This window comes from Enterobacter sp. MALB-1, from assembly GCF_041021625.1.
Taxonomy (GTDB): Bacteria; Pseudomonadota; Gammaproteobacteria; order Enterobacterales; family Enterobacteriaceae; genus Enterobacter; species Enterobacter oligotrophicus.
The window spans coordinates 3922886-3947301 of record NZ_JBDPJL010000001.1 but is presented as its reverse complement, the minus strand read 5'-3'; the positions used below and the strand labels follow the sequence as shown (position 1 = coordinate 3947301).

Annotated in this window: 19 protein-coding genes; 10 read left to right on the top strand and 9 right to left on the bottom strand. The window is 55.5% G+C overall.

Going from position 1 to position 24416, the window contains the following annotated elements; genetic code table 11:
* Positions 1-77: 77 nt before the first annotated feature.
* Positions 78-284, top strand: coding sequence for a DUF1107 domain-containing protein (locus ABGB15_RS18890; protein WP_003856054.1), 207 nt, complete (start codon positions 78-80; stop codon positions 282-284).
* A gap of 73 nt (positions 285-357) precedes the next feature.
* Here ABGB15_RS18890 and ABGB15_RS18885 read toward each other — a convergent pair whose 3' ends face one another.
* From ABGB15_RS18885 to ABGB15_RS18860, 6 genes are all read right to left on the bottom strand, one after another.
* Complete coding sequence (locus ABGB15_RS18885; RefSeq protein ID WP_152083229.1) at positions 358-1695, bottom strand: hemolysin family protein; 1338 nt, start codon at positions 1693-1695, stop codon at positions 358-360.
* Positions 1696-1891: 196 nt separating this feature from the next.
* Complete coding sequence (locus tag ABGB15_RS18880) at positions 1892-3439, bottom strand: MFS transporter (protein ID WP_152083230.1); 1548 nt, start codon at positions 3437-3439, stop codon at positions 1892-1894.
* Positions 3440-3516: 77 nt separating this feature from the next.
* Complete coding sequence (locus ABGB15_RS18875; RefSeq protein ID WP_215723697.1) at positions 3517-4539, bottom strand: Gfo/Idh/MocA family protein; 1023 nt, start codon at positions 4537-4539, stop codon at positions 3517-3519.
* 12 nt (positions 4540-4551) lie between these two features.
* Positions 4552-5619 (bottom strand): Gfo/Idh/MocA family protein, encoded by a 1068-nt coding sequence (locus ABGB15_RS18870; RefSeq protein ID WP_215723698.1) that lies wholly within the window; start codon positions 5617-5619, stop codon positions 4552-4554.
* A 2-nt stretch (positions 5620-5621) separates the two neighbouring features.
* Positions 5622-6800: a Gfo/Idh/MocA family protein gene (locus tag ABGB15_RS18865; RefSeq protein ID WP_215723699.1), complete on the bottom strand. Its 1179-nt coding sequence runs from the start codon at positions 6798-6800 to the stop codon at positions 5622-5624.
* Positions 6801-6816: 16 nt separating this feature from the next.
* Entirely contained in the window at positions 6817-7968 is a 1152-nt protein-coding gene (locus tag ABGB15_RS18860) for a Gfo/Idh/MocA family protein (protein ID WP_215723700.1), read from the bottom strand.
* A gap of 192 nt (positions 7969-8160) precedes the next feature.
* Between ABGB15_RS18860 and ABGB15_RS18855 the strand changes: the two genes are divergently transcribed.
* Entirely contained in the window at positions 8161-9219 is a 1059-nt protein-coding gene (locus ABGB15_RS18855; protein WP_215723701.1) for a LacI family DNA-binding transcriptional regulator, read from the top strand.
* Here ABGB15_RS18855 and msrA read toward each other — a convergent pair whose 3' ends face one another.
* Positions 9220-9861 carry a peptide-methionine (S)-S-oxide reductase MsrA gene (msrA, locus tag ABGB15_RS18850; protein WP_215723702.1) on the bottom strand — a complete coding sequence of 214 codons (642 nt, stop codon included), beginning with the start codon at positions 9859-9861 and terminating at the stop codon, positions 9220-9222. It abuts the gene before it with no gap.
* Between the two features lie 224 nt (positions 9862-10085).
* Between msrA and tamA the strand changes: the two genes are divergently transcribed.
* Genes tamA through ABGB15_RS18835 form a run of 3 tightly spaced genes read left to right on the top strand, consistent with a single transcriptional unit; the run spans position 10086 to position 15939 of the window.
* Entirely contained in the window at positions 10086-11819 is a 1734-nt protein-coding gene (gene tamA / locus ABGB15_RS18845) for an autotransporter assembly complex protein TamA (protein WP_152083237.1), read from the top strand.
* Positions 11816-15592 (top strand): autotransporter assembly complex protein TamB, encoded by a 3777-nt coding sequence (gene tamB / locus ABGB15_RS18840; protein ID WP_152083238.1) that lies wholly within the window; start codon positions 11816-11818, stop codon positions 15590-15592. Before tamA ends, tamB begins: the two co-directional genes overlap by 4 nt.
* 2 nt (positions 15593-15594) lie before the next feature.
* Positions 15595-15939: a gamma-glutamylcyclotransferase gene (locus tag ABGB15_RS18835; protein WP_014068657.1), complete on the top strand. Its 345-nt coding sequence runs from the start codon at positions 15595-15597 to the stop codon at positions 15937-15939.
* A gap of 229 nt (positions 15940-16168) precedes the next feature.
* On the opposite strand, the gene ppa is transcribed toward ABGB15_RS18835, so the two are convergent.
* The gene (gene ppa, locus ABGB15_RS18830) at positions 16169-16699 is read right to left on the bottom strand and encodes an inorganic diphosphatase (RefSeq protein ID WP_041911466.1); all 531 of its coding nucleotides are present in this window, start codon (positions 16697-16699) and stop codon (positions 16169-16171) included.
* Between the two features lie 308 nt (positions 16700-17007).
* On the opposite strand from ppa, the gene ytfQ reads away from it, so the two are divergent.
* The 5 genes from ytfQ to ABGB15_RS18805 all read left to right on the top strand — a co-directional run bounded on the left by ytfQ (position 17008) and on the right by ABGB15_RS18805 (position 23276).
* A complete protein-coding gene (gene ytfQ, locus ABGB15_RS18825; protein WP_152083241.1) occupies positions 17008-17964 on the top strand; it encodes a galactofuranose ABC transporter substrate-binding protein YtfQ in 957 nt (318 codons plus the stop codon).
* Positions 17965-18087: 123 nt separating this feature from the next.
* Positions 18088-19590 carry a galactofuranose ABC transporter, ATP-binding protein YtfR gene (gene ytfR / locus ABGB15_RS18820; protein WP_215723703.1) on the top strand — a complete coding sequence of 501 codons (1503 nt, stop codon included), beginning with the start codon at positions 18088-18090 and terminating at the stop codon, positions 19588-19590.
* 10 nt (positions 19591-19600) lie between these two features.
* Entirely contained in the window at positions 19601-20626 is a 1026-nt protein-coding gene (gene ytfT, locus ABGB15_RS18815; RefSeq protein WP_215723704.1) for a galactofuranose ABC transporter, ATP-binding protein YtfT, read from the top strand.
* Positions 20613-21611 carry a galactofuranose ABC transporter, permease protein YjfF gene (gene yjfF / locus ABGB15_RS18810; protein WP_152083244.1) on the top strand — a complete coding sequence of 333 codons (999 nt, stop codon included), beginning with the start codon at positions 20613-20615 and terminating at the stop codon, positions 21609-21611. Before ytfT ends, yjfF begins: the two co-directional genes overlap by 14 nt.
* Positions 21612-21707: 96 nt before the next feature.
* On the top strand, positions 21708-23276 hold the full coding sequence (locus ABGB15_RS18805; RefSeq protein ID WP_215723705.1) for a methyl-accepting chemotaxis protein: 1569 nt from the start codon (positions 21708-21710) through the stop codon (positions 23274-23276).
* Between the two features lie 40 nt (positions 23277-23316).
* Here ABGB15_RS18805 and fbp read toward each other — a convergent pair whose 3' ends face one another.
* Positions 23317-24315, bottom strand: a complete 999-nt coding sequence (gene fbp, locus ABGB15_RS18800) for a class 1 fructose-bisphosphatase (RefSeq protein WP_152083246.1) — start codon at positions 24313-24315, stop codon at positions 23317-23319.
* Between the last annotated feature and the right edge of the window lie 101 nt (positions 24316-24416).

Genomic DNA, 24416 nt, shown 5'->3' with positions numbered 1-24416 from the left:
AGCAATAAAATTTGCGCTCAGGACAGTCGGGCCGATTGTGGCACCGCAAGAGCGTATGATTCGCAGGAGATACAAGAATGAAAATTTTCCAACGCTACAACCCGCTTCAGGTGGCGAAGTACGTGAAGATCCTGTTCCGTGGACGGTTGTACATCAAGGATGTTGGCGCTTTTGAGTTCGATAAGGGCAAAATCCTTATCCCAAAAGTGAAGGACAAACAGCACTTGTCTGTGATGTCCGAAGTCAACCGTCAGGTTATGCGTCTGCAGACTGAGATGGCTTAACCAACGTGCTATGCAGTAGTTAAAAGAACGGCTCCCGATGGGAGCCGTTGATGTTTGTGGGGTATACAAAGCATTACGCCGACACCTTCTCCTCAGCATCCGGCAGTTTCGGCACCAGCATGGTCGGTTTGTTATCAATACGCGTCACCAGCAGTTGGTCGATGCGGTAGTTATCGATATCCACCACTTCAAACTTGAAGCCGGAGAATTTCACCGAGTCAGTGCGTTTCGGGATCTTACGCAACATAAACATCATAAACCCGCCGATAGTCTCGTAATTGCCGGACTGCGGGAATTCATCGATATCCAGCACACGCATCACGTCCTCAATCGGCGTACCGCCGTCGATAAGCCATGAGTTCTCGTCACGCTGAACAATCTGCTCTTCCAGCCCCTGGCCGACCAGGTCGCCCATCAGCGTCGTCATGACGTCGTTAAGCGTGATGATACCCACCACCAGAGCGTACTCGTTCATGATAACCGCGAAGTCTTCACCCGCCGTTTTGAAACTTTCCAGCGCTTCTGAGAGCGTCAGGGTGTCTGGCACGATCAGGGTATTGCGGATCTGCACGCCGCTGTTGAGCGCCAGGCTCTGGTTCGCCAGCACACGATTCAGCAGATCTTTCGAGTCCACATAGCCGATGATATGGTCGATATCTTCATTACAAACCAGGAACTTGGAGTGCGGATGCTCCGCCACTTTGTTCTTCAGGCTCTGTTCGTCTTCATGCAGATCAAACCAGATCACGCTCTCACGGCCCGTCATGGAAGAGGGGACGGTACGGGATTCCAGTTCAAACACATTTTCAATTAACTCATGCTCTTGTTTGCGCAGCACCCCGGCCAGTGCGCCCGCTTCCACTACTGCATAAATGTCGTCGGAGGTAATGTCATCTTTACGCACCATCGGCAGCTTGAAGATACGGAAAATCACGTTTGCCAGGCCGTTAAAGAACCACACCAGCGGGCGGAACACGAACAGGCAGAAGCGCATCGGGTTGATGATACGCAAAGCCACAGCTTCTGGCGCAATCATACCGATGCGTTTCGGGGTCAGATCGGCAAACAGGATGAACAAGCCAGTGACCAGCGAGAAGGAGAGAATAAAGCTCAGCTGCTCGGCAAGCTCAGCGGACATGTACGGAATAAACAGGCTGTGAAATGCCGGAGAAAACGCTGCATCGCCCACGATACCGCCGAGAATGGCGACCGCGTTCAGGCCAATCTGCACCACGGTGAAGAACATGCCTGGGTTTTCCTGCATTTTCAGAATGCGCATGGCATTGATGTTGCCTTCGTCGGCAAGCAGCTTAAGTTTGATTTTTCGGGATGCGGCCAGCGAGATCTCTGATATCGAGAAAAATGCACTGACGGCAATAAGACAAAGTATTACTAAAATACTGTTTAACATAGTTTATCCGGCTTCTCGCCAGATCCTCGGAAGGGAAGTTGATTACATTTGTGTGAAAACACATTGAACGTCAGCTCGTAGCGTTGAGCCGATTATTTCAGCGGGTAGTATAGCGTAAAGGCGTGTAAATCTGCCAGAGGTCACGTTTTTAGCAAAAACAGGCCGGACAGGCAGGGAACCGGTCCGGCGCGTGTTGCTATTCTGCTGCTGATAACTTCACGGTTTTAACCGTGCGCCGCGTGGCTGCTCCACCCCACACTTCGTCATACTCGTAGCCCGTCAACTGCCTGATCACCACGCGGGTATGTTCATCACAGTCGCGGTAATCGCCACCCAGCTTGCGGCGGGCAATTTCTTTGAGAAGGACTTTGTGCGTGTCGCGGGTGAGTTTGAATTTGTAAGTGGTGAAGAAGCTCACCGCCAGCAGGGCTGCCGTGGCAAAAATCATCAGCCCGATAATCGCCCCCAGCGCACTCTCAGGTTGTGCACCGCTGCCTTTTACAAAACCGGACTCCTGCAACACCAGGCCGATAATCATGATGGCAATCGCGACGGTGCTTTTGCGGGTCAGTACCATTACACCGGCAAAAATCCCTTCGCGGCGCTGCTGCGTGACCATCTCGTCGATATCAGGAATAAAGCTGTAGATATTCCACGGGATATAATACAGACCAGAGCGTGCGGCACCCAACAGGATAAAGACCGCCGAGAACAATAGCGTCGGTACCTGCGTTTTAGTCAGGTAGATCGTAAACAGGAACAGCAGCACGCAGAAAATACAGCCGTAAGAGAGGCGCAGGGCGGCGGATGGCGTCATGTTTAGCCGGTTTAATAGCAGCATAAATCCGTAAGTGCCCGGCACAGAAGCAAAGGCCGCAATACTCAGCCAGCCCGACACCGCCGCGGCGTCCTGGCTCAGGCAATAAACCACGTAATAGGTAAAGACGGAACCGAATACGTCCATCGCCGTGAACGAGAAGATATAAATCAGAATATGCAGACGGAAGGCGCGTATCCGGAATGACGAAAAGAGATCCAGCACCAGATATTTGAGGTGATTGCCAATGCCACTGCTGCGCTGATTATCCACTTTGAAGTCGGACTCCTGATGCACATCTTTTGCTTCCCAGGTGGTGTACCAGGTAATAAAGACCGCAATACAAAAGACACAGGAAAATATCAGCCCGGTCAGGGTGTAGGTAAACGAATTATCCTTACCGGTAAATTGCATAATGACACCGGGAACCGATACCGCAAGAAAACCGCCCAGCTGCGAGCAGATCATTCGCACACCAGAGAGGCGGCTACGCTCTTCGTAGCGGTTGGTCATTTCGGCCGCCAGGGTTTCCCACGGCACCAGCACCATCGCCGACAGCAGTTCAATAGAGAGGTAGGTCCCCAGATAATACCAGTAGCCCATATCGGTCAACCACAGCAGGGCGTACAGGAACATTAACGGTGAACTCAGTAATAAAAAGAAGCGGCGACGTCCAAATTTACGGCCCAACCACGTATCGCCAAAATTATCGGTGATATAACCCATAATCGGGCTTAATAGCGCATCAATAACGCGGGCGATGGCAAATATTGAGCCAGCTTCAACGACGGACAGTCCGCAATACGTGGTATAAAAAAATAGCAGCCAGGTGCCGATAATGGCGAAAGCGCCTCCGCCAAACAGATCGGTTATGCCGTAGCCAAGCGCCACGCCATAACCAACTCTACGTTCAGTTGGTTTGACCATAATATTATCCAGTGTAGGGTAGCTATTAACCCGTTTTCGGGTCGTTTTTTATTAACTGCTGGAATACAAATTACGTTCTACTTATTTATCTCTATCCATTGCCTTAATTGAGATGACCGATAAATAGCCTCCACAAGCGTGAGTGATTTTCCGGCTTCACAGATATCGGTGTAATCCGTTATTTCCGGGTGATGAATGGCGTGATAAAAACGGCGGATCGCCTGTTGATGGCCGATCCCCCAGTAGCTTTTGGCTGTGCCGTCAGGCGGGGCGTCGCTCTCCAGTTTTAACCGCTCGCCAGGCGTGATGCGCCACAGCGCGTTATCGTTGAGCTGCAATGTGCCGTGTTCACAGTGGATTTCCAGCAGAAGAGGGGAGTCCGTGGTGTGGCAGGTACTGGCATAAAACAGGCCCCGCGCGCCATTTGCAAAGTGCAGCGTCGCCATCGCGCTGTCTTCCCCTTCGGTGACGTCGGCCAGTTCACCGCTATCGACAACGCCTTTCAGCCGCGTGACGCCACCGGCGAACCATTGCATCAGATCGAGCGTATGGATTGCCTGGTTGATCAGCAGGCTTCCGCCCTCTGTTGCCAGGCGGCCACGCCACGGGCTTTCCGTGTAGTAAATGCCTGAGCGGGACCAGGTCAGTACGGCCCTGATGCCCAGCATTTTACCCAAACTTCCTTCCGCCAGCTCTTTGCGGATGCGCAGGCTGGTTGGGTTAAGTCGGTTCTGATAGCACACGCCAAGTTTACCGGACGCCTGCGCAGCGGCGGCGGCAATGTCAGCAAGCTCGCTGCCGTTCATGCCCACCGGTTTTTCGCAGAAAACGTGCTTCCCGGCGGCGAGCGCCGCCAGGATCATGTTTTTATGCTCAAAATGAGGCGTGCAGATATGCACCACGTCAATGGCATCATCCAGCAGCATTTCCCGGTAATCCTGATAAAAGCGGCACTGATAGTTCATCGCCAGCCTCAGCCCTTTAACGCTATCAGTATCCACCAGCGCGCGCAGTGCTACGTTAGGGATCTGGCGCAGGGCATTCACATGGCAACCATGAATAGCTCCGCCTCCGATAATCGCCGTGTTCAGGATCGTCATTTCTGCCTCCTCTTATCCCGCTGCGTTGGCTTGCATTTGTGCTTTTACGCACAGCTCCGCAGCCTTAAAGGCATGCGCCTGGGTCATGGCATGTTCGGTGCGGTGCAGGCAGTCGAGGATCAGTTCGCCAAAGAACGGGAACCCGACCTGTCCGGCCACCGGATAGCGGAATTCTCCCTCTTTATTGACGAGGTACACCACATCCTGCTCACCACGGGTCAAGTCGACATATTTGCGGATTTCGATATAGCCCTCTGTGCCGAGCAGCGTCAGACGGCCATCTCCCCAGGTTGAAAGTCCGTCAGGCGTGAACCAGTCGCAGCGGAAATAACCGCTGGCACCGTTCTCGCCTTTGAGCATCGCGTCGCCGAAATCCTCGAAGGCCGGATACTGCGGGTGATTGACGTTGCGCACCTGGCTGGCGACCACGCACGCATCGCTGTTGCCGGTGTAAAACAGGAACTGTTCAATCTGATGGCTGCCGATATCACACAGGATGCCGCCAAAGTAACGACGATCGTAGAACCAGTCCGGGCGGCCTTGTCCTTCACGGTGCGGGCCAGTGCCGAGCGTTTGCACTACGCGGCCAATTGCCCCTTGCTGCACCAGTTGACCGGCAAAGACCGCGCTCTCCACGTGCAGGCGTTCGCTGTAATACACCGCGTATTTTTTCCCGGTTTTTTCAACCATCGCTTTGGCGTCTGCCAGTTGTTCAAGGGTGGTAAGCGGCGCTTTGTCCGTGAAGTAGTCCTTGCCCGCCGCCATCGATTTCAGCCCCAGTGCGCAACGCTCAGACGGGATGGCGGCACCGGCCACCAGACGAACCTCGTCATCGTTGAGAATAACGTCCAGTGAACTGGCGACCATGACCTGCGGATACTGCTGGATGAATTTATCCACTTTGGCCGGATCGGGATCGTAGACCCACTTCAGCGTGGCACCCGCTTCAATCAACCCGTTACACATTCCGTAGATATGGCCGTGGTCGAGTGCCGCGGCGGCAAAAATGAATTCACCTTCATGGACAACCGGCTGCGGTTTGCCGACCGGGGCGTAGTTCATTCCATCATTCTTATTCATGGTTACATTCCTCGATCCAGATCTTTGCCGAGAGGGATTGCGCCCACTTCGCTAAAGTTGGCGACGCTTGTGGATTTCTCATAAAAACGGGGGGCGAGGGCGTTAGTCCCGCCGGTACGGTAAAACGGATCGCTGCGGTCAATCGGTAGCGACACCACGCTGCGGGTAATGGCCGATTTATAGATAGCGGTAATCAGTTCCAGCGAACGCTTGCCCTGTACGCCGTCCACCAGCGGGGCGGTACGGCGCTCGATAGCCTGCAGCAGGTCGTTAATCTGCCCGGTGTGCAGCGTCCAGGTGAGTTTCGGGGTCTCATGAAAAACGGCGTTAAGTAAGGCTTCACGTTGCAGGTCGTGGGTCTCTTGCGGGAAACCGTTATCGGCGCTGACGCTGGCAAACGCCTGCCACGGCGCAGAGATGCGCGCTTTATCGCCCTGAATAATGATCTTCTGATCTTCGCCGTGGTGCACCACCGAGGCGGTCAGTTGGGTGAGTGCGCCGCCGGGGTATTTGAAAATGGCGGCGCTGAGATCTTCCACCTCGGCGTTGTCATGCGCCACGTTGGTCATCATCGCCACCACTTCAGACGGGAAGCCAAGCATCCACTGGATGGCGTCGATATGGTGTACCGCATGGTTGAGCGTGCAGCCGCCCCCCTCTTTTTCCCAGGTACCGCGCCACCACAGGTCGTAATAGCAGTGCCCGCGCCACCAGAACGAATCTACCTGCGCGTGGCAAATATTGCCTGCCAGCCCGGAATCCAGCGCCGCTTTTAAGCGCCAGAATGCGTCGGTAAAACGGTTCTGCGCAATGATCGAGAGAATCTTTCCGCTCGCCTGCTGTGCCGCAATCATCGCGTCGCACTCTTCCAGCGAGGCTGCCATCGGTTTTTCACACAGCACATGGCAACCGGCGTGGAGCGCGTCGATACTGATTTCTGCGTGTACGTAGGGCGGCGTGCAGACATCGACGATATCGAGTTCTGGCTCTGCGGCCAGCATCTGCTGGTGGCTCTCATACACGCGGGCTTCCGTCAGGCCATAGCGCGCTTTTTTCTCTTCTGCTTTTTCCGGGTAGATATCCACCAGCGCGACAATCCGGCAGCGCTGACCAAACTGCAAATAGCCCTGAATATGGTTATGCGAGATATTCCCTGTTCCCACGATAGCGACATTTAACATTATGCATTCTCCGGTGTTACCAGGTGCCTGAGGCATCCAGCGTTCGGCTTATTGTCTCTTTATCAACAGAGGTGGCGATGCGCTGCTGGAGCAGGCGCAGATACTGTTTTTCGTTCAGCGGTAGCTCAACCCAGTCGTCCGTCCAGGTGGAAAGGTGCATGGCATTGGACAGCGTCAGCCCGCGGATACCTTCCAGACCTGGCGCAATCAGCGGCTCACCGCGCAGTACGGCGGCGCAGAAATTGGCGGTAATGACGTGATGTTCGCTATATTCAGGCGCAACCGGAATGGACACCTCCCAGCATTCGGGCTCACCAAAGCCGTTCTGCCAGCGGGCATTAAATGCAGTTTCTGATTCACGCAACCGCCAGTAGCGCAGTCTGCCCGCTTCAACGACCACTTTGCCGCGATCGCCCACAATCTCCAGACGGTTGGTTCCCGGTGTTTCTGCGACGGTGGTAATAAACACGCCTGTCGCGCCGTTGGCGTACTCCGCATAGGCGGTCACTTCGTCTTCCACTTCGATATCGCGATGCTTACCGAACTGGCAAAACGCACGCAGACGGATCGGCATGCCCACCAGCCATTGCCAGAGATCGAGCTGATGCGGGTCCTGATTGAGCAGCACACCGCCGCCTTCGCCTTTCCAGGTGGCGCGCCAGCCGCCGGAGTTGTAGTAGCTTTGCGAGCGATACCAGTTGGTAATGATCCAGTTAGAGCGACGGATCTCGCCCAGCTCGCCGCTGTCGATCAGATCTTTAACCTTCTGATAAAGCGGGTTAGGGCGCTGGTTATACATGATGCCAAACACCACGTCGCATTCGCGCGCGCAGGCGTTCATCTCCTGCACCTGCGCCGTATAAACGCCCGCCGGTTTCTCACACAGGGTGTGGATGCCGTTACGCATTGCCAGCATCGACAGGCGCGGGTGGTCGTAATGGGGCGTCGCGACAATGACCGCGTCGATAAGCCCGCTCTGGAGCATCTCCTGCGCGTCGCTGAAAAGAGGAACGGAGCCCACCAGTTGGCGAATGGCAGCGTGCTTTTCCGGTGCATTATCGCAAACCGCCGTCAGACAGGCGTCACTGACGGTCCCCGCCAGTAAATAGCGCGCGTGGACCGTACCGATATTACCTATACCAATAATGCCAAAACGTACCTTTTCCATGTCACACCTTAATTTCAGTCGAAAAGAGTGATGACCGGAAAATAGGAAAGGAGAGCAACCGCGACAATGTGTTTTTGTGAGAATACTCGCAAGGTCAATAAGTAAACTCTAACCATTTTGAAATTTCGTTTTAAAATCAAAGCGCTGTTTCTGCAAATATTTGCAAAAACTGATTGAGAGCGAGGTCACATTATGGCGGGCAAGTTAAAAATGGAGGAAATCGCGTCCCTGACGGGGTATTCCGTCAGCACGGTGTCGAGGGTGCTAAGCGGCAAATCCTACACCAGCGATAAGGCTCGCGAGGCAATAGTGCGCACCGCGCGGGAATTAGGCGTACTGGAGTCGATGGCGAGCGGGCGATTGCTGATTAACGGCATCGCGGTATTTGCCCCGGAAAGAACCTTCCAGGGGCGCGGCGATATTTTTTATCTGGAAGTCACTAAAGGTATTGCCGAAGCCAGCGCGCCACATAATGTCTGGGTCAGTTATTGCGGATTAGAAGAACAGCACGCCGATGTGAAATTATTTATGGAAAAGGCCAGCCATAAAAATATTAATGCGATCATTATCATTGGCACAGATGATTCCACCATATTCAAACTGGCGAGTACGCTTAATAAGCCCTGTGTCTTAATTAATTCTGTCGACCGGGATCGCGTGCTGGATTCCGTTTCGCCTGACCATCGCGCCATTGGTTTTACCGCCATGCAGTACCTTTTTGAGCAAGGGCACCGCCGCGTATTGACGCTGACCTGTCTGCGCCGCGAGACGTTATATGCCCGGCTGGACGGGATTAAAGAGGCGTACCGCCATTTTCACGTTGCCTTCGAGCCGCAGCGGGATTTGCTGGTGACGGAGTGGTTTACCGCCGAAGAGGCCGAGCGAGCGCTGGATGCGTGGCTGGTTAGCCACGACAGACAGCAGTGGCCGGACGTTATCTTCCCGAACAGCACCAGCATGACGGAGGGTGTACTCAGGGCTTTGCAGCGTCACGGGCTGCGTGTGCCGGACGATATTTCGATCATCACCACCGATTTTGCGTGGAATTTAGAACATCGTCTGGAAAAACCGGTCACGGGCGTCACTGTACCCTGCCGCGATTTGGGTATAGAAGCCGTGCATCTGCTGCAGACGCGACTCAACAGGGCGCAGGCACCGGTGTATAACCTGCTGTTGCAGGGAAAGGTGATGGATTACGGGTCGGTGACCAATGCAACGCGCCACGCGGCTCGCGTGGCGCTAAACCAGTAATCAGGCCAGCTGTGGCGGCAGGCAAACGCCAATACCACCGATGCCACAGTAACCGTAGGGGTTTTTATGCAGATACTGCTGGTGATCGTCCTCGGCATAGTAAAACGGCTTCGCAGTGGCGATTTCCGTTGTCACCTGACGTTTATCCCCTGCGGCATGCATCGCCTCCTGGAAGCGCGCCAGGCTGGCGCGAGCGGCGGCATCCTGCTCCGGGGTCAGCGGATAGATGGCAGAGCGATACTGCGTGCCGTGGTCGTTGCCCTGACGCATACCCTGCGCCGGGTCGTGGTTTTCCCAGAATACCTGCAGCAGTTGTTCATAGCTGATGATGCTCGGGTCATACACCACACGTACTGCCTCCGCATGGCCGGTGTCACCGGAACACACTTCGCGGTAGGTTGGGTTTGGTGTATAGCCCCCGGTGTATCCCGCTGCGGTGCTGTAAACGCCAGGCAATTGCCAGAACAAACGTTCAACCCCCCAGAAACAGCCCATCGCGAACAGGGCGATCTCCATTCCATCAGGAACGTTTGTCATTGAATGGTTGTTTACGGCGTGTAAGGTCGCCACAGGCATTGGGGTATTCCGTCCCGGTAATGCATCGGCTTGTGAAACCAGATGCTTTTTGTCGAATAAACTCACGGTGGGGCCTCCCAGGTAGCGATGTTTTGGTTAAGGTTGTCATGGCGCGTTTAATTGAACACAATAAAAGCGCTGAATGAGTCTAGATTTAATCATAAGAAATATTTGGGTGTTAGACCCTTTTTCAACCCGCTAATTGGGTTTTTGGCTGAAAGGCCGTATTGAGTCGCGGAGCGGCACATCATTTGCTTCCAGGGTGGAAACAGGGATATTCAGGAGAAAACGTGACAAAGATCCGCCAGTTATGTTTGGTCAGTCTATTGCTGACAAGCGGGGTTGCCAGCGCGGCGAATGTCCGTTTGCAGGTTGAGGGGTTATCCGGGGCGCTGGAAAAAAACGTGCGTGCGCAGCTGTCAACAATCCAGAGTGATGAAGTGACGCCGGACCGGCGTTTTCGCGCGCGCGTTGATGATGCGATCCGTGAAGGGCTAAAGGCGCTGGGGTATTACGAACCCACCATTGATTTCGATTTACGTCCACCTCCGGCCAAAGGGCGGCAGGTGCTGATTGCCCGTGTTTCGCCGGGTGAGCCGGTATTGATTGGCGGCACCAACGTGGTGCTGCGCGGCGGTGCGCGCACGGACCGGGATTACCTAGATCTTCTTAGCACGCGCCCTAACGTTGGCACCGTGCTGAATCACGGTGATTACGACCGCTTCAAAAAGTCCTTAACCAGCGTCTCGCTGCGTAAAGGCTACTTCGACAGCCAGTTCAATAAAAGCCAGTTGGGTGTGGCGCTGGACAGGCGTCAGGCGTTCTGGGATATCGATTACGACAGCGGCCAGCGCTACCGCTTTGGTGATGTGACGTTTGAAGGATCGCAAATCCGCGAAGAGTATCTGCAAAACCTGGTGCCCTTCAAAAAGGGTGATTACTACCAGTCAAGCGACCTGGGCGAGCTGAACCGTCGTTTGTCGGCAACCGGCTGGTTTAACTCGGTCGTTGTTGCACCGGAGTTCGATAAAGCGCGTAAAACCAAAGTGTTGCCGCTGCATGGCGTGGTTTCGCCGCGCACCGAGAACACCATTGAGACCGGCGTCGGCTACTCGACGGACGTCGGCCCGCGCGTGAAGGCGACGTGGAAAAAACCGTGGATGAACTCCTACGGCCACAGCCTGACCACCAGCGCCAGCATCTCCGCGCCGGAACAACAGCTCGATTTCAGCTACAAAATGCCGCTGCTGAAAAACCCGCTTGAGCAGTATTACCTGGTTCAGGGCGGCTTCAAACGGACCGATCTGAACGATACCGAGGCGGATTCAACCACACTTGCCGTGTCGCGTTACTGGGATCTTTCCAGCGGCTGGCAGCGCGCGATAAACCTGCGCTGGAGCCTTGACCACTTTACCCAGGCCAACGTCACTAACACGACGATGCTGCTGTACCCTGGCGTGATGATCAGCCGTACCCGCTCGCGCGGCGGGCTGATGCCCACCTGGGGTGATTCCCAGCGTTACTCTATCGACTACTCCAACACCATGTGGGGTTCCGACGTGGACTTCACGGTGGTGCAGGCGCAAAACGTCTGGATACGAACGCTCTACGACAAACACCGCTTTGTGGTGCGCGGCAACCTCGGCTGGATTGAAACGGATGATTTCGAGCGCGTTCCACCGGACCTGCGTTTCTTCGCCGGGGGCGACCGCAGCATTCGCGGGTATAAATACAAATCGATCTCACCGGAAAACGAAAAAGGCCAACTGACAGGGGCATCAAAACTGGCGACTGGATCGCTGGAGTATCAGTACAACGTCAGCGGAAAATGGTGGGGGGCGATGTTCGTTGATGGCGGCGAAGCGGTGAACGACATCCGCCAAAGTGACTTCAAAACCGGCGCGGGTGTGGGTGTGCGCTGGCAGTCCCCGGTTGGGCCAATCAAGCTCGATTTCGCCGTGCCGGTGGGTGATAAAGATGAACACGGTTTACAGTTTTACATCGGTCTGGGGCCTGAATTATGAGTTTATGGAAGAAGATAAGCCTCGGAGTGCTGATTTTTATCATGCTGCTGCTCGGTACGGTGGCGTTTCTGGTGGGCACCACCACCGGCCTGCATCTGCTGTTTAATGCCGCGAACCGTTGGGTGCCGGGGCTGGAAATTGGCCAGGTGACGGGCGGCTGGCGCGATCTGCGTCTGAAAAATATTCGTTATGAACAGCCAGGCGTGGCGGTGAATGCGGGCGAGTTCCATCTGGCGGTGAAGCTGGGCTGTCTGCGGGACAGCAAGCTGTGCGTGAACGATCTGTCGTTAAAAGATGTGAACGTAGCGATAGATTCGAAAAAAATGCCGAAATCTGCGCCCGTGGAAGAAGAGGACAGCGGCCCGCTGAACCTCTCCACGCCGTACCCGATCGCGCTTTACCGTGTGGCGCTGGACAACGTCAATATCAAAATCGACGACACCACCGTCTCGGTGATGGACTTCACCTCCGGCCTGCGCTGGCAGGAGAAAAACCTGACCCTGACGCCAACCTCCCTGCAGGGGCTGCTGATTGCGCTGCCGAAAGTGGCGGACGTGGCCCAGGACGAGATTGTCGAGCCGAAGATCCAGAACCCGCAGCCGGAAGAGAAACCGCTGGGCGAAACGCTGAAAGATCTCTTCTCAAAACCGGTACTGCCGGAGATGACCGACGTTCATCTGCCGCTGAACCTTAACATTGAGGAATTCAAAGGCGAGCAGCTGCGTCTGACGGGCGATACCGATCTGACGGTCTATAACATGCTGCTTAAAGTCAGCAGCATTGACGGCAATATGAAGCTCGATGCGCTGGATATCGACACTAACCAGGGCTCCGTTAATGCGTCGGGGAACGCGTTGCTGCGCGACAACTGGCCGGTGGATATTACGCTGAACAGCGCGCTCAATATCGATCCGCTTAAGGGCGAGAAGGTGAAGCTGAAAGTCGGTGGTGCGCTGCGCGAGAAGCTGGAGTTTGGCGTTAACCTCTCCGGCCCGGTGGATATGGTTCTGCGCGGGCAAACCCAGCTGGCAGAGGCCGGTTTACCGCTAAACCTTGAAATCGTCAGCCAGCAGCTCTACTGGCCATTCACCGGCGAAAAACAGTTCCAGGCCGATGACCTGAAGCTGAACCTGAGCGGCAAAATGACCGATTACACGCTGTCGTTCCGTACGGCAGTGAAGGGGCAGGGCGTGCCGCCAGCGGATATCACCCTGGATGCGAAGGGGAACGAGTTACAGGTTAATCTCGACAAGCTGACCGTGGCGGCGCTGGAAGGGAAAACCGAACTGACAGCACTGCTCGACTGGCAGCAGGCGATCAGCTGGCGCGGTGAACTGAAGCTCACAGGTATCAACACCGCCAAAGAGGTGCCGGACTGGCCGTCAAAACTTGATGGCCTGATTAAAACGCGCGGCAGCCTGTACGGTGGAACATGGCAGATGGACGTGCCGGAAATCAAACTCACCGGCAACGTGAAGCAGAACAAGGTAAACGTTGACGGTTCGGTGAAGGGCAACAGTTACCTGCAGTGGGTGATCCCCGGCCTGCACGTGGCGCTGGGGCGCAACACGGCGGATATCAAAGGTGAGCTGGGCGTGAAAGATCTCGACCTGGATGCCACCATTGACGCGCCGAATCTGGATAACGCCCTGCCGGGTCTTGGCGGCACAGCGAAAGGGTTGCTGAAGGTGCGCGGCACGGTGGATGCGCCACAGCTGCTGGCGGATATCACTGCCAGTAACCTGCGGTGGCAGGCGCTGTCCATTGCGCGCGTTCGTGTTGAAGGGGATGTGAAATCGACCGATCAGATCGGCGGCAACCTGAACCTGCGCGTGGAGCGTATTTCTCAGCCGGATGTGAATATCAATCTGGTGACGCTGGACGCCAAAGGCAACGAAAAGCAGCACGATCTCCAGTTGCGCGTACAGGGTGAGCCGGTATCCGGGCAATTGCACCTTTCCGGGAGTTTCGATCGTAAAGAGACGCGCTGGAAGGGGACGCTGGATAACACCCGCTTCAGTACGCCAGTCGGCCCGCTGGTGCTGTCGCGTTCCATCGCTCTGGATTACCGTAACGCCGAGCAGAAGATCAGCATTGGACCGCACTGCTGGACCAACCCGAACGCTGAGCTGTGCGTGCCACAAACCATTGATGCAGGCGCTGAAGGGCGTGCGCAGGTTAATCTCAACCGCTTCGACCTGGCGATGCTGAAACCGTTTATGCCGGACACCACGCAGGCGAGCGGTGTCTTTAGCGGTAAAGCGGATGTGGCGTGGGACACCACCAAAGAGGGGCTGCCGCAGGGCAGCGTCACGCTCTCCGGGCGCAACGTGAAGGTGACGCAGGAGGTAAACGACGCTCCGCTGCCAGTAGCGTTCGATACCCTCAGTCTGAACGCGGATCTGCATAACAACCGCGCTGAGCTGGGGTGGATGATCCGTCTGACCAATAACGGCCAGTTCGACGGACAGGTGCAAGTTACCGATCCGCAAGGACGACGTAACCTCGGTGGCAACGTGAATATCCGCAACTTCAACCTGGCAATGGTGAACCCGATTTTCTCGCGCGGGGAGAAAGCCGCAGGAACGCTGAATGCCAATCTGCGTCTGGCGGGTGATGCGCAAAGCCCGCAACTGTTCGGACAGATGCGGCTGAGCGGTATCGATATCGACGGCAACTTTATGCCGTTTGATATGCAGCCGAGCCAGCTTGCCATGAACTTTAACGGCAGAAGCTCGACGCTTACCGGGTCGGTGCTGACTCAGCAGGGACAAATCAACCTGAGCGGTGATGCCGACTGGAGTCAGCTTGATAACTGGCGTGCCCGCATCGCTGCGAAGGGCAGCCGGGTACGCATCACGGTGCCGCCGATGGTGCGCCTCGACGTGTCGCCGGACGTGGTCTTTGAAGCCACGCCAAGCCTCTTTACGCTGGACGGACGTGTGGACGTGCCGTGGGCGCGTATCGTGGTTCATGAGGTGCCGGAAAGCGCGGTCGGCGTCTCCAGTGATGAAGTTATGCTCAATGAAAATCTGAAACCTGTCGAACAGCAGAGCGCAGGCATACCGATCAATAGTAATCTTATCGTGCACGTGGGGAATAACGTGCGTTTGGATGCGTTTGGGCTGAAGGCGAGACTCACGGGCGACCTGAAAGTGGCGCAGGATAAACAAGGGCTTGGCCTGAACGGACAGATCAACATTCCTGAAGGGCGTTTCCATGCCTACGGTCAGGATTTGATTGTGCGTAAAGGCGAGCTGCTGTTCTCCGGCCCACCGGATCAGCCCCTGCTGAATATTGAGGCGATTCGTAACCCGGAAGCGACCGAAGACGATGTGATCGCTGGCGTGCGCGTGACCGGCTCTGCTGATGAACCGAAGGCGGAAATCTTCTCCGACCCGGCTATGTCACAACAGGAAGCGCTGTCTTACCTGCTGCGTGGACAGGGCCTGGAGAGCGGTCAAAGCGACAGTGCGGCGATGACATCAATGTTAGTGGGGCTGGGGGTTGCACAAAGTGGTCAGGTTGTGGGTAAAATCGGCGAGACGTTCGGCGTAAGCAATCTGGCGCTGGACACCCAGGGCGTGGGTGACTCCTCGCAGGTGGTGGTCAGCGGCTATGTACTGCCGGGTCTGCAGGTAAAATATGGTGTGGGTATCTTTGACTCACTGGCAACACTCACGCTACGCTACCGCCTGATGCCCAAGCTATATCTGGAAGCAGTGTCCGGCGTAGACCAGGCACTTGATCTGCTCTATCAGTTTGAGTTTTAGCAATGCGAATATTTGTTTACGGCAGTTTACGAACCAAGCAAGGCAACAGCCACTGGATGACCAACGCCCAGTTGCTGGGAAATTACAATATCGAGAACTACCAGTTGTACAGTCTGGGCCACTATCCAGGCGCGGTTCCGGGGAACGGAACGGTACAGGGTGAGGTTTATCGTATTGATAATGCTACTCTTGCCGAACTTGATGCCTTGCGCACCAGGGGCGGTGAATACGCACGCCAGTTGATCCAGACGCCGTACGGAAGTGCGTGGATGTACGTCTACCAGCGTCCGGTCGAGGGGCTGACGCGGATTGAAAGCGGTAACTGGTTAGACAGAGACCAGTACTGATAAACGATAACGCCACCGAAAGGTGGCGTTGTTTTTTTCGCGCCCGGCATCAACAGTTTAGCCGCCTTTCTTGCCGGGTGGTGCTGCGCTTACCCGGCCTACAATCCGCAACTATTTCAATAAATTGCACTATTCATTGTAGGCCCGTGCAAGCGTAGCGCCGCCGGGCGAAACTCACCAGCCACAAAAAAGCCCCGACGCGCGGGGCCTTAATGAGCAGCAGTAAGAATTACTTCTTAGCCGCACGCTCGAAGGACGCGATGATTTCTGCTTTTGCAGCTTCAGCGTTGTCCCAGCCATCAACTTTAACCCACTTGCCTTTTTCGAGGTCTTTGTAGTGCTCGAAGAAGTGAGCGATCTGTGCTTTCAGAAGCTCTGGCAGGTCATTCACATCTTTAATGTGATCGTACTCTTTGCTCAGCTTGGTGTGCGGAACAGCAACCAGCTTCGCATCTTCACCGGCTTCGTCGGTCATTTTCAGAACGCCAACCGGACGGCAGCGGATCACAGAACCTGGCTGCAGCGGGTACGGCGTTGGGACCAGCACGTCAACCGGGTCACCGTCCAGAGACAGGGTGTGGTTGATGTAGCCGTAGTTGCACGGATAGAACATCGCGGTAGACATGAAACGGTCAACAAACAGCGCTCCCGTGTCTTTGTCGATTTCGTATTTGATTGGATCGGCATTGGCCGGGATTTCGATAACAACGTAGATGTCTTCTGGCAGTTCTTTACCCGCAGGGACGTTGAGTAAGCTCATGTCTGTGTCCTTTAAATTGGATGGGAAACAAGTGGCAGGTATTATAGCCAACTGACGCTGAATGTCTCCGCCTGTTTTCGCCTTATCTCCCTGTTCGTCTCACTTTTCAGACCGATTCCATGACAGGAAAATCCATAAACTCAGCTGCATTTTAAATGCGGAAATGAAAGCGATTACAAACTTGTGATTAACGTTTCATTCACTTTTCTGAAGTGTGATGTAACGCAATCCGTTACATATTTCATTGGCTATAGTTTTTTCGCAGAACATCTTTTAACCAACAATAAACCCCCTACGAGGACGTTCATATGTGGAAGCGCTTACTTCTTGTCACAGCAGTTTCAGCAGCCATGTCGTCTATGGCATTCGCTGCTCCATTAACCGTAGGATTTTCGCAGGTTGGCTCCGAGTCTGGCTGGCGCGCGGCTGAAACCAACGTAGCGAAAAGCGAGGCCCAGAAACGCGGCATCACGCTGAAAATCGCGGACGGGCAGCAAAAACAAGAGAATCAGATCAAAGCCGTGCGTTCCTTTATCGCGCAGGGCGTTGATGCCATCTTCATTGCTCCTGTCGTGGCAACGGGCTGGGAGCCGGTGTTGAAGGAAGCCAAAGATGCTGAAATTCCGGTCTTCCTCCTTGACCGTTCCATTGATGTAAAAGACAAATCTCTCTATATGACCACCGTTACGGCCGACAACGTGCTGGAAGGCAAACTGATTGGCGACTGGCTGGTAAAACAGGTCGACGGCAAGCCGTGTAACGTGGTTGAACTGCAGGGCACCGTGGGTGCGAGCGTGGCTATCGACCGTAAGAAAGGCTTTGCGGAAGCTATCGCTAAAGCGCCAAATATCAAAATTATCCGTTCTCAGTCCGGTGACTTTACCCGCAGTAAGGGCAAAGAGGTCATGGAAAGTTTTATCAAAGCTGAAAACAACGGCAAAAACATCTGCATGGTTTACGCCCACAACGATGACATGGTGATCGGTGCTATCCAGGCCATTAAAGAAGCGGGCCTGAAGCCGGGCAAAGATATCCTCACTGGCTCTATCGACGGTGTACCTGACATCTATAAAGCGATGATGGACGGTGAAGCGAACGCCAGCGTTGAGCTGACGCCAAACATGGCCGGCCCGGCATTCGATGCGCTGGAGAAATTCAAGAAAGACGGCACCAAACCGGAACAGCTGACCATCACCAAATCCACACTCTACCTGCCTGACACGGCCAAAGAAGAGTTAGAGAAGAAGAAAAATATGGGTTACTAAGCCCCTCACCCTAGCCCTCTCCCCGGAGGGGAGAGGGAAAAAGGCGGGTTGGGCAGAAAATTAAAGACTGGCACGAATAGTCCCCTCTCCCCTCCGGGGAGAGGGTCAGGGTGAGGGGGAACCATGACCACAGAACAACACCAGGAAATCCTCCGCACAGAGGGCTTGAGCAAATTCTTTCCCGGCGTAAAAGCGCTGGATAATGTCGATTTCAGTCTGCGGCGCGGCGAGATCATGGCGTTACTCGGTGAGAACGGCGCGGGGAAATCGACGCTAATCAAAGCCCTGACCGGCGTTTATCATGCCGATCGCGGCACTATCTGGCTGGAAGGCAACGCCATTTCGCCCAAAAATACCGCCCATGCCCAACAACTGGGCATCGGAACGGTGTATCAGGAAGTCAACCTGCTGCCGAACATGTCGGTGGCGGATAACCTGTTTATTGGCCGTGAGCCAAGACGTTTTGGCCTGCTCCGTCGCAAAGAGATGGAAGCGCGGGCCGCAACGCTGATGGAATCTTACGGCTTCTCCCTCGACGTGCGTGAACCGCTGAACCGCTTCTCCGTGGCGATGCAGCAGATTGTCGCCATCTGCCGCGCTATCGATCTCTCGGCCAAAGTGTTAATCCTTGATGAACCGACCGCCAGCCTTGATACGCAGGAGGTAGAGATGCTTTTCACCCTGATGCGTCAGTTGCGCGATCAGGGGGTTAGCCTGATCTTCGTGACTCACTTCCTCGATCAGGTCTATGAAGTGAGCGATCGCATCACGGTACTGCGTAACGGCAGTTTTGTTGGCTGCCGTGAAACCCGCGAGCTGCCGCAGATCGAGCTGGTCAAAATGATGCTGGGGCGAGAGCTGGAGACCAACGCGCTACAGCGTGCAGGGCGCACGTTGCTGAGTGAAAAACCGGTCGCTGCGTTTAGCCATTTCGGCAAGAAAGGGGTGATCGCGCCGTTTAACCTGGAGGTGCGGCCCGGCGAAATTGTCGGTCTGGCAGGGTTGCTGGGTTCAGGCCGTACCGAAACCGCCGAAGTGATCTTCGGGATCAAGCCTGCCGACAGCGGCAGCGCACTGATTAAAGGCAAACCGCAAACGCTGCGATCGCCGCATCAGGCCTCGTGTCTGGGCGTTGGCTTCTGCCCGGAAGACCGAAAAACGGACGGCATTATTGCCGCCGCCTCGGTGCGGGAAAATATCATTCTGGCATTGCAGGCCCAGCGCGGCTGGCTGCGGCCCATCCCGCGTAAAGAGCAGAACGCCATTGCCGAGCGCTTTATCCGCCAGTTGGGAATTCGTACCCCGAGCGCCGAACAGCCAATCGAATTTCTCTCCGGTGGTAACCAGCAGAAGGTGCTGCTCTCGCGCTGGCTGCTGACCAAACCGCAGTTCCTGATCCTTGATGAACCGACCCGTGGCATTGATGTTGGCGCACACGCGGAAATTATCCGCCTGATTGAAACACTGTGTGCCGACGGGCTGGCGCTGCTGGTTATTTCGTCTGAGCTGGAGGAGCTGGTGGGGTATGCCGATCGCGTCATTATCATGCGCGATCGCAAGCAGGTGGCCGAGATCCCGCTGGAGAAATTGTCCGTTCCGGCGATCATGAATGCCATCGCGGCATAAGGAGTTAATCGTGATGCCCCGTTCGCTTCCGCAAACTGGAGAATCAAAGCGCCGCTTCAACTGGCCGACCGGCACGCCGCAAATCGCTGCGCTGTTGCTGGTGCTGCTGGTTGATAGCCTGGTCGCGCCGCATTTCTTCCAGATTATTGTGCAGGATGGCCGCCTGTTCGGCAGTCCGATAGATATTTTAAACCGTGCCGCCCCCGTGGCGCTGCTGGCGATTGGGATGACGCTGGTGATTGCCACCGGCGGGATTGACCTCTCCGTTGGGGCGGTGATGGCTATTGCGGGGGCGACGGCGGCCTCAATGACCGTCTCCGGGCATAGTCTGCCAGTGGTGCTGCTGGCCGCGTTAGGCACCGGCGTGCTGGCCGGGCTGTGGAACGGCATTCTGGTGGCGATCCTCAAGATCCAGCCGTTTGTCGCCACGCTGATTCTGATGGTGGCCGGACGCGGTGTGGCGCAGCTCATCACGTCCGGGCAGATCGTCACGTTTAACTCCCCGAGCCTCGCGTGGATCGGCAGCGGCAACCTCCTGTTCTTCCCGACGCCGGTGATCATTGCCCTGGTAACCTTGATCGTCTTCTGGCTTTTCACGCGCAAAACGGCACTGGGCATGTTTATTGAAGCGGTGGGGATCAACATTCGTGCCGCGAAAAACGCCGGGGTAAATACGCGGCTGATGGTGATGCTGACCTACGTCCTGAGCGGCGTCTGTGCCGCCATCGCGGGCATCATTGTGGCGGCAGATATTCGCGGGGCTGATGCCAATAACGCCGGTTTATGGCTGGAGCTGGATGCGATCCTGGCGGTGGTCATCGGCGGCGGTTCGCTGATGGGCGGACGCTTCAACCTGCTGCTTTCCGTTGTCGGGGCGCTGATTATCCAGGGGATGAATACCGGGATTCTGCTCTCCGGGTTCCAGCCGGAACTCAATCAGGTGGTGAAAGCGGTGGTCGTGCTCTGTGTGCTGATCGTCCAGTCGCCGCGCTTTGTTAGCATCATTAAGGGGGTCCGCGGTCATGATAAAACGTAATTTACCGTTGATGATTACGCTGGGCGTGTTTGTGCTGGGCTACCTCTATTGTCTGACCCAGTTCCCCGGCTTCGCCTCCACGCGTGTGATTTGCAACATCCTGACCGATAACGCCTTTTTAGGTATTATCGCCGTTGGTATGACCTTTGTGATCCTCTCCGGCGGGATTGACCTTTCCGTTGGTTCGGTGATTGCCTTTACCGGCGTATTCCTTGCCAAAGCGATTGGCTTCTGGGGGATTTCTCCGCTGCTGGCTTTCCCGCTGGTGCTGGTGATGGGCTGCGCCTTTGGTGCTTTTATGGGGCTTCTGATCGACGCGCTAAAAATTCCGGCCTTCATTATCACCCTTGCCGGGATGTTCTTCCTGCGCGGCGTCAGTTATCTGGTGTCCGAAGAGTCGATTCCGATTAACCACCCGATCTACGACACGCTTTCCAGCCTGGCGTGGAAAATCCCCGGCGGCGGACGCCTGAGTGCGATGGGGCTGTTAATGCTCGGCGTGGTCGTGATTGGGATCTTCCTCGCCCATCGTACCCGGTTTGGTAATCAGGTGTACGCCATTGGCGGCAGCGCGACTTCGGCAAACCTGATGGGGATTTCCACCCGCAGCACTACCATTCGCATTTATATGCTTTCAACGGGGCTGGCGACGCTCGCGGGAATCGTGTTCTCGATTTACACCCAGGCGGGCTACGCGCTGGCAGGTGTCGGCGTGGAGCTGGATGCGATTGCCTCGGTAGTGATTGGCGGCACGCTGCTTAGCGGCGGCGTCGGTACGGTGCTGGGCACGCTGTTTGGCGTGGCGATCCAGGGGCTGATTCAGACCTATATCAATTTCGACGGCACGCTCAGTTCCTGGTGGACCAAAATCGCCATCGGCATTTTGTTGTTTATTTTTATTGCGCTACAGCGCGGTCTGACGGTGCTCTGGGAGAACCGCCAGAGCTCGCCTGTAACACGTGTAAGTACATCTTCAACAAAGTGATAACATACTGAATTTGCTTAAAGTCTAAACATTTTCCGGTCGCGGCCGATATTCTCTTTTTATGCCCAGAAATATCTCGCTACCGGAAATAACATCATGCTTAAAACGCTATCGATTCGTACCGGCTTGCTTTCTTTACTGGCCGTTATGACCTTTCTGCTGCTGATTGTCAGCGGCATTGGTATTTATGCCCTCACACAGAGTTCCAGTTCACTGCAGCGCATCAACCACCTTCAGGGTGAGCAGATGGTGCGGCTGAATTCTGGCTATACGCTGATCCTGCGCGCGCGCAATGAAGCGGGCCAGGCCGTCCGTATGATGGAAATCGGCATGCTGGACGATGCCGCGAAATCGGTGAAAAACATCAATCAGGAAATCGTCCAGGCACAGAAAACGCTGAAAGGTGTGATCGACGGTGGCGTGGCGGATGAGCAGGGACAAAAGCTGCTGGATAAGGTGGCAAAGAGCCTCGCGGCGTACAATCAGCAGGGGATCAACCCGATGCTGAAAGCGCTGAACGAGCAAAGCGCGGACGGCTATTACGATTTGCTGGAGAACTCGCTGATCCCGGTGGCGAAGCAGTTTGATAATGATATGCAGGCGTTTCAGACGTGGAGCGAAGCGCGCGGGAAGGCGGAAGTGAGCGCCGTGCAGGCGAGCAAAACCCGCGTACTGATCCTGATTATCGTCGCGGCGCTGCTGACGGCTGGCATTATTGTGCTCGCCTGGCTGGTGTTGCGCCATATGCTGCTGAAGCCGCTGTCGGCGTCGATTGCCCAGCTGGAGCACGTGGCGGCCGGTGATTTAACCCATACGCTGAACGCGCCTGCGAGCCAGGAGTTTAATCGGCTCAATGCGGCTATTGAAGAGATGCGTCAGTCGCTGATGGGGTCGGTCCTGCGCGTGCGTGATGCCAGTTCGCAGATTGATACCGGCAGCCGCGAACTGACGGCGGGGAACATGAACCTTGCGCAACGCACCGAGTCCACGGCGACGTCGCTGGAACAGACGGCCGCCAGTATGGAACAGATCACCGCCACGGTGAAACTCAATGCGGATAACGCCGAGCAGGCGCACCAGCTGGCGAAATCCGTTTCTGATACCGCCGATCACGGCAGCGAAATGGTCTGCTATGTGATTGAGAAGATGCGCGATATTTCCGGCAGTTCGGCGCGCATTGCCGACATCCTGAGCGTGATTGACGGTATCGCGTTCCAGACGAACATCCTGGCGCTGAACGCATCCGTGGAAGCCGCGCGTGCGGGTGAGCAGGGGCGCGGGTTTGCAGTTGTCGCGGGGGAAGTGCGTAACCTTGCCAGCCGCAGTGCCGATGCCGCGAAAGAGATCCGCTCGCTTATCAGTGATTCGCAAACTCACGTTAACGAGGGCAGTGAGCTGGCACAGCAGGCCGGTGAGACGATGGATGAGATCGCGACCGAAGTGCTGCGTATGACCAAACTGATGCGTGAAATTGCGACCGCGTCTCAGGAACAGAGTCGTGGCATTGAGCAGGTGAATATCGCCGTGAATCAGATGGATGAAACTGCGCAGCAAAACGCGGCGCTGGTACAGCAATCTTCGGCAGCGACACGCTCGCTGGAGGAGCAGTCACGCGAACTGATGGAGGCGATGGCGTCATTTAAACTGACGGCTCAGACTGCCTGACGGAGAAAAGGGGAGCCAGAGGGCTCCCCTGGGCAGTGTGTTACGCGTCCGGGAATTCCCGGATAAAGCGTTCAACGTCTTCAACCATGTGGTTGTTGCCGACGAAGAACGAACGGCGCTGGTGCAGGCTTTCCGGCACGATATCCAGAATGCGCTCTTTACCATCGCTCGCCTTGCCGCCCGCCTGTTCAGCCAGGAATGCCATTGGGTTGCATTCGTACAGCAGACGCAGTTTTCCATCCGGGTGGCTGGCGGTGCTTGGATAGAGGTAGATACCGCCTTTCAGCAGGTTACGGTGGAAGTCCGCCACCAGCGAGCCAATATAGCGGGAGGTGTACGGGCGCTGGGTCGACTTATCTTCTTCCTGGCAGAATTTGATGTACTTTTTCACGCCATTCGGGAATTTGATGTAGTTGCCTTCGTTGATGGAGTAGGTGTTGCCCTTCTCCGGGAAGCGCATACGTTCCTGGCACAGGCAGAACACACCCAGCGACGGATCGTAGGTGAAAGCGTGTACACCGCAACCGGTGGTGTAGACCAGCATGGTGGAGGAGCCGTAAACAACGTAACCGGCGGCAACCTGCTGGCTACCCGGCTGCAGGAAATCCTCTTCGGTGACCCGCGTACCCACCGGCGTAACGCGACGGTAAATAGAGAAAATGGTTCCAACAGAGACGTTAACGTCGATGTTGGAGGAGCCGTCGAGAGGGTCCATCAGAACAACGTATTTTGCGTGTTCACACCCTTCGAAAACGACAATCTCATCTTCTTCTTCAGAGGCGATACCCGCAACGATGTCGCGCGCGCGCAGTGCTGCTTTCAGTTTTTCATTCGCGAACAGGTCAAGTTTTTGCTGAACCTCGCCCTGAACGTTCTCGGCACCGCTGGCACCCAGGATATCGACCAGACCGGCCTTGTTGATATCACGGTGGATGATCTTAGCGCCCAGCTTTATTGCCGACAGCAAAGCAGTGAGCTCACCGGTAGCATGAGAGAACTCGTGCTGCTTTTCGACAATAAATTCACCTAACGTTTTCATAACACTTTCCCTGCATCTTATGTTGAGTAAAGCGGTTGATGTCCAACAATCTTAACAAACATTCAAATATTAGCGCAGAGGTGAATCGCGCCAGCAAAATA

Bases quoted from the DNA above. Each gene is read 5' to 3' on its own strand.
- ABGB15_RS18890 (WP_003856054.1), top strand. From the start codon at position 78: ATGAAAATTTTCCAACGCTACAACCCGCTTCAGGTGGCGAAGTACGTG.
- ABGB15_RS18885 (WP_152083229.1), bottom strand. From the start codon at position 1,695: ATGTTAAACAGTATTTTAGTAATACTTTGTCTTATTGCCGTCAGTGCA.
- ABGB15_RS18880 (WP_152083230.1), bottom strand. From the start codon at position 3,439: ATGGTCAAACCAACTGAACGTAGAGTTGGTTATGGCGTGGCGCTTGGC.
- ABGB15_RS18875 (WP_215723697.1), bottom strand. From the start codon at position 4,539: ATGACGATCCTGAACACGGCGATTATCGGAGGCGGAGCTATTCATGGT.
- ABGB15_RS18870 (WP_215723698.1), bottom strand. From the start codon at position 5,619: ATGAATAAGAATGATGGAATGAACTACGCCCCGGTCGGCAAACCGCAG.
- ABGB15_RS18865 (WP_215723699.1), bottom strand. From the start codon at position 6,800: ATGTTAAATGTCGCTATCGTGGGAACAGGGAATATCTCGCATAACCAT.
- ABGB15_RS18860 (WP_215723700.1), bottom strand. From the start codon at position 7,968: ATGGAAAAGGTACGTTTTGGCATTATTGGTATAGGTAATATCGGTACG.
- ABGB15_RS18855 (WP_215723701.1), top strand. From the start codon at position 8,161: ATGGCGGGCAAGTTAAAAATGGAGGAAATCGCGTCCCTGACGGGGTAT.
- tamB (WP_152083238.1), top strand. From the start codon at position 11,816: ATGAGTTTATGGAAGAAGATAAGCCTCGGAGTGCTGATTTTTATCATG.
- ABGB15_RS18835 (WP_014068657.1), top strand. From the start codon at position 15,595: ATGCGAATATTTGTTTACGGCAGTTTACGAACCAAGCAAGGCAACAGC.
- ppa (WP_041911466.1), bottom strand. From the start codon at position 16,699: ATGAGCTTACTCAACGTCCCTGCGGGTAAAGAACTGCCAGAAGACATC.
- ytfQ (WP_152083241.1), top strand. From the start codon at position 17,008: ATGTGGAAGCGCTTACTTCTTGTCACAGCAGTTTCAGCAGCCATGTCG.
- ytfR (WP_215723703.1), top strand. From the start codon at position 18,088: ATGACCACAGAACAACACCAGGAAATCCTCCGCACAGAGGGCTTGAGC.
- yjfF (WP_152083244.1), top strand. From the start codon at position 20,613: ATGATAAAACGTAATTTACCGTTGATGATTACGCTGGGCGTGTTTGTG.
- ABGB15_RS18805 (WP_215723705.1), top strand. From the start codon at position 21,708: ATGCTTAAAACGCTATCGATTCGTACCGGCTTGCTTTCTTTACTGGCC.
- fbp (WP_152083246.1), bottom strand. From the start codon at position 24,315: ATGAAAACGTTAGGTGAATTTATTGTCGAAAAGCAGCACGAGTTCTCT.